Raw genomic sequence first — 9894 nt, forward strand, 5'->3', positions numbered from 1 at the left:
GGGGTGGGGCGGGTGGAGGTGCTGGACGGCGGGACCGTGCAGCCGTGGGACGTGGCGCCCAGCGGGCTGAGCGCCGGGGCGGTCGGTGAGCGCCGGGGCCCGGCGGCCCGGCAACTGGTCCGGGGTGCGGCGCCGGACCGTCCGCCCCGGGCCGGCGAGGCCGACGAGCCGACCGGGCTGTCACTGATCGTGGTGGCCCCCAGGGACGGCCTCGATGTGTACGCGCCGGATCCGGTGACCGGCGCGGAGTGGGTGGCGGCGGGTGTTCCCCATCTGTACGCGGGCGTCCTGGAGACGACCGGGCTGGTGGGGCCGCTGGTCCTGCCCGGGGGCACCGGGTGCGCGGGCTGTCTGGCGCTGGAGCGGGCCGAGCGCGATCCCGGCTGGCCGCGGATGCTGGCGCAGTGGCGCTCCGGCCGCCGCCGGAGCGCGGTCCCCGCCTGCGACCTCTCGCTCGCGACCGCGGTGGCGGGCCTGGCCGCGGCGCACGCGCTGGCCTTCCTCGACGGCGACCTCCCGGCGAGCACGGGCACCCGGTGGGAGGCGTCCCTGCCCGCGCTCGACTGGCGGCCCCGGCGGCTGGCGGCCCGGCTCGACTGTCCCTGCGGCGCCGCCGGGGAGAGTGAGAGGGAGGACACCTCCGGGAGAGGCACCCCCGCAGGACACAATGGCCCGGTAACCGCTGACAACGACGCACTGCCGCGAGGCGCGCGGCACCGCCGGCTGGGAATTGGAGGGGCGCATGTCTGATCTTCCCCGGAAGGCGGTCACCCGGACCGCCAAGTTGGCCGCGCTGCCACTGGGTTTCGCCGGACGTGCCACGTGGGGCCTGGGCAAGCGGATCGGCGGCAAGTCCGCGGAGATCGTGGGCCGCGAGCTCCAGCAGCGCACCGCCGAGCAGCTCTTCAAGGTCCTGGGTGAACTCAAGGGCGGGGCGATGAAGTTCGGGCAGGCGATGTCCGTCTTCGAGTCGGCGCTGCCCGAGGAGATCGCCGGGCCCTACCGGGCCGCGCTGACCAAGCTCCAGGAGGCGGCTCCGCCCATGCCGACCCGTACCGTGCACACGGTGCTCGCGGAGCGGCTGGGACCGGAGTGGCGCGAGCTGTTCCTGGAGTTCGACGAGAAGCCCGCCGCGGCGGCCTCCATCGGACAGGTGCACCGCGCGGTCTGGCACGACGGGCGCGAAGTGGCGGTCAAGGTGCAGTACCCGGGCGCCGGGGAGGCACTGCTCTCCGACCTGACGCAGCTCAGCCGGTTCGCGCGGCTGCTGGGGCCGCTGATCCCGGGCATGGACATCAAGCCGCTCATCTCGGAGCTGCGCGACCGGGTCTCGGAGGAGCTGGACTACGAACTGGAGGCGCGGGCCCAGCGGGAGCACGCGGCCGAGTTCGCCGACGACCCCGATGTGGTGGTGCCCGATGTGGTGCACCAGCGCGACCAGGTCCTGGTGACCGAGTGGATCGACGGCACCCCGCTCTCCGAGGTGATCGCGGGTGGTACGGAGGAGCAGCGCGACCGGGCGGGCCAGCTGCTGGCGCGGTTCCTCTTCTCGGGCCCGGCACGGACCGGACTGCTGCACGCGGACCCGCATCCGGGCAACTTCCGGCTGCTGCCTCCGGAGAAGGAGGGCGGTGTCTGGCGGCTGGGCGTGCTGGACTTCGGGACAGTGGACCGGCTGCCGGGCGGGCTGCCCCGTACGATCGGCGACTCGCTGCGCAAGACGCTCGACGGCGACGCGGAAGCGGTCTACGCGCTGCTGTGCGAGGAGGGCTTCGTGAAGGAGACCATAGACCTCGACCCGGACGCGGTCCTGGACTATCTGCTGCCGATCATCGAGCCCGCGCAGGCGGACGAGTTCACCTTCACCCGCGCCTGGATGCGCGGGCAGGCGGCGCGGATCGCCGACCCGCGCTCCCCCGCGCACCAGTTGGGCAAGCAGCTCAATCTGCCGCCCGCGTATCTGCTCATACACCGGGTGACGCTCTCCACCATCGGGGTGCTGTGCCAGCTGGACGCGACGGTCCGGCTGCGGGACGAGCTGGAGCGGTGGGTGCCCGGGTTCCTGCCCGAGGACGAGGAGCTCGCCGGGTTGGGGACGCTCGCGGTCCTCGCGGCCGGGGAGCCGGAGGACGAGGTGGACGAGCAGCCCGCCGGGGCGTGAGGCCCACGGCCGGGCGGGGCGGGGACGCACCCCGCCCGGTCACCACCACACGGAGTCGAGTCTGCCCTCGATCGCCCGGATGTTGGCGCGCGCACAGATGTCGCAGAAGTAGAGACGGTGGCCGTTCTCGACGGAGTAGGTCCACGTCGGCGGGTTGCTCTCGGCGGGGGTGCCGCAGCGCGAGCACACAACGGTCTCGGCAGCCGGCTGAGTCGGGTCGTCCATTTCGTGACGATACCGCCACGGCCGGCGGTTGTGGGCACAACGCACCGCGGGGGCCGGTCCGTTCGGACCGGCCCCCGCGGGCTCATTCGTCACTTCACACGCGATACGGCCGTGCGGTCGTCACTGCATGACGGCCATGGCGAGGGCGCGGCGGGCACGCATCGACACGCGCTCGGCGCGGCGCTGCATCCGCCGGGCGGCGATCAGGCGCATGGCCTGCCGCTCGGCCTCGGCCTCGCGCATGCGCTCGTGCATATGGGCACGGGCGAGGGCTTCTGGCATGAGTTGCATTTCGTGGGTCCTGTTCTGACGCGAGGCGTTCGCGCCGGTGGTGGTGAAGTCTGGGGTCGCGGAGCCGACGGGCTCGCTGGTGGACGTCGTCATCGGGGCCTGCTTCTGGGGGTCGTTCGTGAGGGGGCGGTCGATGGTTCCCGGGCGGTTCATGCGGAGACCGGGTTCTTGCGCGGGCGGCCACGGGGCCGCTTGCGGGCCACGACCACGCCCTGGACGAAGAGCTCGCCACCCCAGACGCCCCAGGGCTCGCGCCGCTCCTTGGCCCCGGCGAGGCAGGCCTCGACCAGCGGGCAGGTGCGGCAGAGGGACTTGGCGTACTCGACGTCTGCCGGGGACTCGGCGAAGAAGACCTCCGGGTCGTACGAACGGCAGGGGACGGGTACGCCGAGGTTCTCGATGGCGTCGTCGAGCGCGGTGAGCGTGGTGAGGGGAGTCAAGGCGGGGTCCTCCGTGAGACCGGGCGGGGGGATCGTCTGGGCGGGCGGTACTGACGGGGCGTGCGCTTCGAGTTGCACGGTGTTTTCTTCCTCGTCTTTGTTGTCGGTCCGGCCGGTCGGCCGGGTTTCGGCTGGTACCGAGACCCTTCGCGCTGTTGTCCCCCGGTCGAGGGCAAACAGAAGGGCCGCGGATCCCTGGTGGGGTTCCGCGGCCCTGAAGGCGCCTGCCTGATCCTGGATCAGGCTGGATCGCTCCAGGGTTCGAGCCCACGGAAGGCCCACATGGTGTGGTGCTGCGTCGTCTGCTTCTCGGCTCCGGCACCGGCCGCCGCGAAGGCATAGGCCTGGGCCTGTCCCTTCGCCACCACTGCTTCCGGTGCCTGGGTCGGTCGCTCATTGCCGGTCCGCACGGGGAAGCTCGCCAGGGAGGACGGAATGACGACCGAGAGGCCGAGCAGACCGGAGACACCGGTGGACAGACCGGTGCCCTGGAACGAGGAGCCGAGCGGGCAGGTGGCGACGACCGAGCGATCGGTCATTTTGGTGGTGCTGATGCTGGTGAAGTTCATGAAGCTGGTCACTGGTCTCGCCTCCTCTCGGCGTCTCGGGGAGCTGGGGCCCGGGGGCCCTGATCCCATGCGTATTCGGATAAGTACAGCAAGTAGAGCACGGACGCAGGGCCTCTGAGAAGCCGCTGTTTCCGTGGTTAAGAACCTATGGGGATTCCTGGGGCGGGCGCAAACTATTTTTCCCACGAGTTTTCAAGAAGACTCATCATCGCTACCACCGACCTCCTGACCAGCGCAGATGGCCAGGACATCGGTGCCGAAACGGTCCAGCTTGCGGGCGCCGACGCCGGAGATCACCGCGAGCTCGCCGCCGCTGGACGGCACCGCCTCCGCGATGGCCATCAGGGTCTTGTCAGTGAAGACGCAGTACGGCGGCTGTCCCAGCAGGCTCGCCTGCCCCGCCCGCCAGTCGCGCAGGCGCTCGTACAGGCCCTCGTCCATGTCCGAGGGACAGTCCTCGCAGCGCATCAGTTTCATCTCGCCGGCCTCGGTGAGCGTCTTGCCGCACACCCGGCACAGGACCGGGCCGCGGCGGGTGCGTCTGCGGGCGGGGCCGCGCTCGATCCCGCCGACGGAGGCCGCCGACGAGGAACGGGCGCCGACGGCCGCGGAGCCGGGCCGCAGTCCGTTCAGGAAGCGGCTGGGCCTTCGCGACGGCCGCCCTCCGGGAGAGCGGGAGAGCGACCACGACAGGGCCAGGTGCACCCGGGCCCTGGTGACGCCCACGTACAGCAGTCGGCGCTCCTCCTCGACCTGCTCGTCGGTCTTCGCATATGTGATCGGCATCATGCCCTCGGTGAGGCCGACCAGGAAGACGGCGTCCCACTCCAGACCCTTCGCCGCGTGCAGCGAGGCGAGGGTGACGCCCTCGACCGTCGGTGCGTGCTGTGCCGCCGCGCGCTCGTCGAGCTCGGCCACGAGGTCGGAGAGCGTCGCGCCGGTCTTGGCACGCGCGAAGTCCTCCGCCAGCCGGACCAGCGCCGCCAGCGACTCCCAGCGGTCGCGGACCGCGCCGGAACCCGCCGAGGGCGCGGCGCTCCAGCCCTTGGTGCCGAGGACGGCCCGCACCTGGGACGGCAGGTCCACGGCGTCGTCGAGGAGCGAGTCGTTGCCGCCCGCCCGGGCCGCGCCGCGCAGGGCGACGCCCGCCTCCCTGACCTCGGGCCGCTCGAAGAAGCGCTCGGCGCCGCGCAGCTGGTAGGGCACGCCCGCGTCGGCGAGTGCCTGCTCGTAGATCTCCGACTGGGCGTTGATCCGGTAGAGGACGGCGATCTCGCCGGCCGAGACCCCGGAGGCGATGAGGTCGCGGATGCGCCGGGCGACGCCCTCGGCCTCGGCGGGCTCGTCCCCGTACTCCGTGTAGACCGGCTCGGGGCCCGGCTCGCGCTGGGAGAGCAGTTCGAGGCGGTGCTCGGCGGCCCGGCCGCGCGCCTGGGCGAGCAGGCCGTTGGCGAGGTGCACCACCTGGGGGGTCGACCGGTAGTCCCGCACCAGCTTGACCACGGTCGCGTGCGGATGGCGGGTGCGGAAGTTCAGCAGGTGGTCGGGGGTGGCGCCGGTGAACGAGTAGATCGTCTGGCTGGCGTCGCCGACGACGCAGAGGCTGTCCCGCTCGCCGAGCCACAGCTCCAGCAGGCGCTGCTGGAGGGGGCTGACGTCCTGGTACTCGTCGACCACGAAGTGCTGGTACTGGGCGCGGATCTGCTCGGCGATGTCGTGCCGGTCCTGGAGGACGCCCACCGTGAGCAGCAGCACGTCCTCGAAGTCGATCATCCCCCGGTCGCGCTTGAGCTCCTCGTACGTCCCGTAGATCTGGGAGATCTCCGCGGGGTCGCGCGGGGCGTCGCGCAGGGACTTGGCGACCGCGGCCGGGTAGTCGGCGGGGACGGTCTGGGTGACCTTCGCCCACTCGATCTCGCTCGTGACGTCCCGCAGCTCGCCCCGGTCCAGCCTCACCCGGCAGCGCGCGCCCGCCTCCGCGACCAGCTGGACCTTGCGCTCGACGAGGCGGGGCAGCTCCCCGCCGACCGCCTTGGGCCAGAAGTACTGGAGCTGGCGCAGGGCGGCCGAGTGGAAGGTGCGGGCCTGGACGCCGCCGGCGCCGAGCTGGCGCAGCCGGCCCCGCATCTCGCCCGCGGCGCGGTTGGTGAACGTGACGGCCAGCACACTGCTCGGCTGCAGGATCCCGGCCCGCACCCCGTACGCGATCCGGTGGGTGATCGCGCGGGTCTTGCCCGTCCCGGCACCGGCCAGCACGCACACCGGTCCGTGCAGGGCCGTCGCGACCTCGCGCTGCTCGGGGTCGAGGCCGTCGAGCACCGCGTCCGCCGACTCGGGGACCTGGGGGAAGAGAGAGGAGTGCGTTGCTGATGTCACCCCGCCATGCTGCCAGGTCGGCGGAGGCAGACGGGACGCGTTGTCCACAGGGGGCGGGATTAGTCGTACAAACGCGGGAATGGCGGCGCGGTCGCGTACGTTCTCTCCCTTGGCGTTCACCCGTCGAGCCGAACGACCGAGCTGAACGACCGAAGCGAACGACCGAAGCAACAGCCGAACCGAGCAATCGGGCCGAACATGAGGAGTGCGAGAGCATGCCGGGCACTGTGACGATGTACAGCACCACGTGGTGCGGCTACTGCCGTCGGCTGAAGAGCCAGATGGACCGCGAGGGCATCACGTACAACGAGATCAACATCGAGCAGGACCCGGAGTCGGCGGCCTTCGTCGAGAAGGCCAACGGGGGCAACCAGACGGTGCCGACCGTGCTCTTCCCCGACGGCTCGACTCTCACGAACCCCTCGCTCGCCCAGGTCAAGCAGAAGATCGGCGTCTGATCCGCGCCGCTTCGCCGCTACGCGCGCGTACGAAGGCCCCCGCCTCGGAGGTGGGGGCCTTTCGCGTGCCCGTAACCGGACCCGGGCACGGGTCTCAGTGCGTGGGCCTGGGCAGCGGCTTGCCGTACCAGAGCTCGATGAGGCGGGCGGCGATGGAGATGCCGTAGGGCGGCAGGACCTCGCCCGACTCGAAGGCGGCGCGCAGATCCTCCCGGGAGAACCAGCGGGCCTCGTGGATCTCCTCGCCGTCCACGTTGATCTCCGACGACGTGGCCTGCGCCATGAAGCCGAGCATCAGGCTGGACGGGAAGGGCCAGGGCTGGCTGGCGACGTACTCGACCTCGCCGACCGTGACGCCCGCCTCCTCGAAGACCTCGCGGCGCACCGACTGCTCGATGGACTCGCCGGGCTCGACGAACCCCGCCAGCGTCGAGAAGCGGCCCTCCGGCCAGTGCACCTGGCGGCCCAGCAGCGCGCGGTCCTGCTCGTCCGTGACCAGCATGATCACGGCAGGGTCGGTGCGCGGGTAGTGCTCGGCGCCGCACGCCTGGCAGCGGCGGATGTGACCGGCGGCGGCGATGACCGTGCGCTCGCCGCAGCGGGAGCAGAAACGGTGCAGCCGCTGCCAGTTCTCCAGGGCGACCGCGTGGACCATCAGACCCGTGTCCCGGGGCGACAGGAGCAGCCCGGCCTCGCGCAGACCGGCCGCGCGCGCGGACTGGTCCATCCGGCCGGGCAGGGAGTCCTTCTGGAGCGCGAAGTAGCTGACACCGTCGTCGTCGGTGCCCAGGAAGTAGCGGTGGGTCTCGGTGACGGGGGCCTCGAAGGCCGGGGTCATCACCAGCTCCGTACGGCCGTCGGCGGTGTCGTCGATCAGGACCTGTCCGCCGGAGACCACGAAGACCCTGGTCGTCGGGTGGCTCCAGGCAGCAGCGAGCCAGGCCTCGTCCAGGCGGTGGTGGGCCGCGCGGTCGACGCCGCTGTCCTCGGTGAGGCTGATGGGTGTGGTGAGGCCGATCGGCCGGTCCGCGGTGGCGTCACTGCTGGTGGTGCCGGTGGTGCTCACAGGTGCTTCCAACTCCCCCGGATGGATGGGTTCAGCGGTGTTCGTTCGGCGGTGGTGCCGCGGGGCACGCGGGCTCTCACAGCCGTACGGCGGCGAGGTCGCCCCACAGGTGGGCGGTGGTCTCGACGCCCTTCAGGAGGAGGTCGACCTCGACCTTCTCGTTGGGCGCGTGCCAGCCGTCGGACGGGACGGAGATCCCCAGGAAGAGCACCGGGGCGCCGAGCACGTCCTGGAGGTCGGCGGCGGGCCCGGAGCCGCCCTCGCGCGTGAAGCGGACCTTCTGGCCGAAGGCGCGTTCCATGGCGCGCACGACGGACCGCAGGGCCGGGTGGTCCAGCGGCGTCAGACACGGCCGGGTGCCGGCGCTGAAGACGATCTCGTGCCGGACGCCGTCCGGGATCCGGGTGGCGACCCACTCCGTGACCAGCTTCTCGATCCGGTCCGGGTCCTGCCCGGCGACCAGCCGGAACGACAGCTTCACCATCGCCGAGGAAGGGATGACCGTCTTGCCGCCCGGGCCCTGGTAGCCGCCGCCGATGCCGTTGACCTCGGCGGTCGGCCGGGCCCAGACGCGCTCCAGCGTCGAGTATCCGGCCTCGCCGTGGACCGCGCGGGACTTGGCCGTACGCAGCCACTCTGCCTCGTCGAAGGGCAGTTCGGCGACGAGCTCGCGCTCGGCGTCCGTGAGCTCCGCGATGCCGTCGTAGAAGCCGGGCACGGCGACCCGCTCGTCGGCGTCGTGCAGCGCCGCGACGAGGCGGGCGGCGGCGGTGGCCGGGTTGGGCACGGCGCCGCCGAAGGAGCCGGAGTGGATGTCCTGGTCCGGTCCGTACAGCCGGATCTCGCACTCGGCGAGGCCGCGCATGCCCGTGCACACCGTGGGCGTCGTCTCCGACCACATGCCGGTGTCCGAGACGATCACGGCGTCGGCGGCGAACCGGTCGGCGTGCGCCTCGACCAGGGCGCGGAAGTGCGGCGAACCGGACTCCTCCTCGCCCTCGACCAGGAGCTTGAGGTTGACCGCGGGCGCGGTGCGGCCGGTGGCGGCCAGGTGCGCCCGTACACCCAGGGTGTGGAAGAACACCTGGCCCTTGTCGTCGGCCGCGCCCCGCCCGTAGAGCCGTCCGTCGCGCAGCTCGGGCTCGAACGGCTCGGTGTGCCAGCCGTCCTCGCGCGCGGCGGGCTGCACGTCGTGGTGGCCGTAGACCAGCACGGTGGGGGCCTCGGGGTCGCCGGAGGGCCACTCCGCGTAGACGGCCGGGGCGCCCGGGGTGGCGAGAACCTCGGTGACCGGGAAACCGGTCTCCTTGAGCTTGGCGGCCAGCCACTCGGCGCTGCGCCGTACATCGCCGTCGTGCTCGGGCTGGGCCGACACGGACGGGATCCGCAGCCACTGGGCGAGGTCGTCGAGGAAGGCGGCGCGGTGCTGCTCGATGTAGGCGCGCACCGTGTCGTCGGCTTCGGTGTGGACGGCGCTGTCCGGGGTCTCGCTCATGCCATGGAGCCTATCCGGCCGCTGGTGGTGGCTCGTCCGCCGGTGTCCCGGCCGGACCCCGCCCGCGCACGAGGGCGGCCTCCTCGCGCGCGTGGCCGCTCCCGGCCCCGCGGCGGCCCTCCCCCAGCAGGATGCGCTCCAGCTCGGCGCGGCCCGGGAGGCGGGCGGGACGGACGGTCTCCCCGGTGCGTACGTACAGGAAGGCGGCGGTGACGGACTCCAGCGGGACGCCGTGCTGCTCGGCCCAGGCGAGGCGGTAGACGGCGAGCTGGAGGGGGTCGCCGGTGGCGCCGCGGCCGGTCTTCCAGTCGACGATCTCGTACGTGCCCGGCCGCTCGCCCCGGTACACCGCGTCGATACGGCCGCGGATCACCCGGCCCGCCAGGGTGAGCTGGACCGGCGCTTCGGTGCGGAGCGGGGTGCGCCGGGCGTACGGGGAGCGCTCGAACGCCTCCTTGAGGGCCGCCAGGTCGCGTTCGTCCGCGATGTCCGCGTCACGCTCGTCGCCGCCGGGGAGCTCGTCGGGGCCCAGCATGGGCAGCGGCAGCTCCTCGAAACGGGACTCCACCCAGGCGTGGAAGCGGGTGCCGCGGCGGGCGGCGGGCTGCGGCGGCTTCGGCATCGGGCGGGCCAGCTCCTGGGCGAAGCCGTCCGGGTCGGCCGCGAGCCGCAGCAGGTCCGAGGCGGTGAGCGAGGCGGGCAGGGGCACCTCGTGGCTGGTGGCGCGGGCGCGGCGGAGCTCGGTGGTGAGGGCCTCCAGGTCGCGGTCCCAGGAGGCGATGGCCCGGCGCTCCTCGGGGGTGAGGACGCGGT

The 9894-nt window shown here is 72.6% G+C and carries 11 protein-coding genes; 3 read left to right on the forward strand and 8 right to left on the reverse strand.

What is annotated here, in order from left to right:
• A partial coding sequence (locus ACJA3G_RS20940; protein ID WP_406554549.1) for a ThiF family adenylyltransferase occupies positions 1-750 on the forward strand: 750 nt, incomplete at its 5' end.
• Positions 743-2161: an ABC1 kinase family protein gene (locus ACJA3G_RS20945; RefSeq protein ID WP_406554550.1), complete on the forward strand. Its 1419-nt coding sequence runs from the start codon at positions 743-745 to the stop codon at positions 2159-2161. The genes ACJA3G_RS20940 and ACJA3G_RS20945, both read left to right, overlap by 8 nt.
• A 39-nt stretch (positions 2162-2200) precedes the next feature.
• On the opposite strand, the gene ACJA3G_RS20950 is transcribed toward ACJA3G_RS20945, so the two are convergent.
• From ACJA3G_RS20950 to ACJA3G_RS20970, 5 genes are all read right to left on the reverse strand, one after another.
• Positions 2201-2386 (reverse strand): hypothetical protein, encoded by a 186-nt coding sequence (locus tag ACJA3G_RS20950; RefSeq protein ID WP_406554551.1) that lies wholly within the window; start codon positions 2384-2386, stop codon positions 2201-2203.
• A gap of 120 nt (positions 2387-2506) precedes the next feature.
• Positions 2507-2830, reverse strand: a complete 324-nt coding sequence (locus tag ACJA3G_RS20955; protein WP_406554552.1) for a hypothetical protein — start codon at positions 2828-2830, stop codon at positions 2507-2509.
• Complete coding sequence (locus ACJA3G_RS20960) at positions 2827-3195, reverse strand: WhiB family transcriptional regulator (protein ID WP_406554553.1); 369 nt, start codon at positions 3193-3195, stop codon at positions 2827-2829. The genes ACJA3G_RS20955 and ACJA3G_RS20960 overlap by 4 nt, the downstream gene beginning before the upstream one ends.
• Positions 3196-3356: 161 nt before the next feature.
• The gene (locus ACJA3G_RS20965; protein WP_406554554.1) at positions 3357-3698 is read right to left on the reverse strand and encodes a hypothetical protein; all 342 of its coding nucleotides are present in this window, start codon (positions 3696-3698) and stop codon (positions 3357-3359) included.
• 180 nt (positions 3699-3878) lie between these two features.
• Entirely contained in the window at positions 3879-6062 is a 2184-nt protein-coding gene (locus ACJA3G_RS20970; RefSeq protein ID WP_406554555.1) for an ATP-dependent DNA helicase UvrD2, read from the reverse strand.
• 215 nt (positions 6063-6277) lie between these two features.
• Here ACJA3G_RS20970 and ACJA3G_RS20975 point away from each other — a divergent pair, with 215 nt between their 5' ends.
• The gene (locus tag ACJA3G_RS20975) at positions 6278-6520 is read left to right on the forward strand and encodes a mycoredoxin (RefSeq protein ID WP_358836176.1); all 243 of its coding nucleotides are present in this window, start codon (positions 6278-6280) and stop codon (positions 6518-6520) included.
• A 94-nt stretch (positions 6521-6614) separates the two neighbouring features.
• Here ACJA3G_RS20975 and nudC read toward each other — a convergent pair whose 3' ends face one another.
• The 3 genes from nudC to ACJA3G_RS20990 form a co-directional block, all read right to left on the reverse strand.
• On the reverse strand, positions 6615-7586 hold the full coding sequence (gene nudC / locus ACJA3G_RS20980) for an NAD(+) diphosphatase (RefSeq protein ID WP_406554556.1): 972 nt from the start codon (positions 7584-7586) through the stop codon (positions 6615-6617).
• Positions 7587-7662: 76 nt separating this feature from the next.
• Positions 7663-9081 (reverse strand): dipeptidase, encoded by a 1419-nt coding sequence (locus tag ACJA3G_RS20985; protein ID WP_406554557.1) that lies wholly within the window; start codon positions 9079-9081, stop codon positions 7663-7665.
• Positions 9082-9091: 10 nt separating this feature from the next.
• The coding region (locus ACJA3G_RS20990; protein WP_406554558.1) for a PD-(D/E)XK nuclease family protein at positions 9092-9894 on the reverse strand (803 nt) is incomplete at its 5' end.

It is taken from the genome of Streptomyces sp. YS-3 (genome assembly GCF_045257485.1).
Classification (GTDB): domain Bacteria; phylum Actinomycetota; class Actinomycetes; order Streptomycetales; family Streptomycetaceae; genus Streptomyces.

Excerpts from the sequence above, each read along its gene's own strand:
- ACJA3G_RS20945 (WP_406554550.1), top strand. The coding sequence starts at position 743 with ATGTCTGATCTTCCCCGGAAGGCGGTCACCCGGACCGCCAAGTTGGCC.
- ACJA3G_RS20950 (WP_406554551.1), bottom strand. The coding sequence starts at position 2,386 with ATGGACGACCCGACTCAGCCGGCTGCCGAGACCGTTGTGTGCTCGCGC.
- ACJA3G_RS20955 (WP_406554552.1), bottom strand. The coding sequence starts at position 2,830 with ATGAACCGCCCGGGAACCATCGACCGCCCCCTCACGAACGACCCCCAG.
- ACJA3G_RS20975 (WP_358836176.1), top strand. The coding sequence starts at position 6,278 with ATGCCGGGCACTGTGACGATGTACAGCACCACGTGGTGCGGCTACTGC.
- ACJA3G_RS20985 (WP_406554557.1), bottom strand. The coding sequence starts at position 9,081 with ATGAGCGAGACCCCGGACAGCGCCGTCCACACCGAAGCCGACGACACG.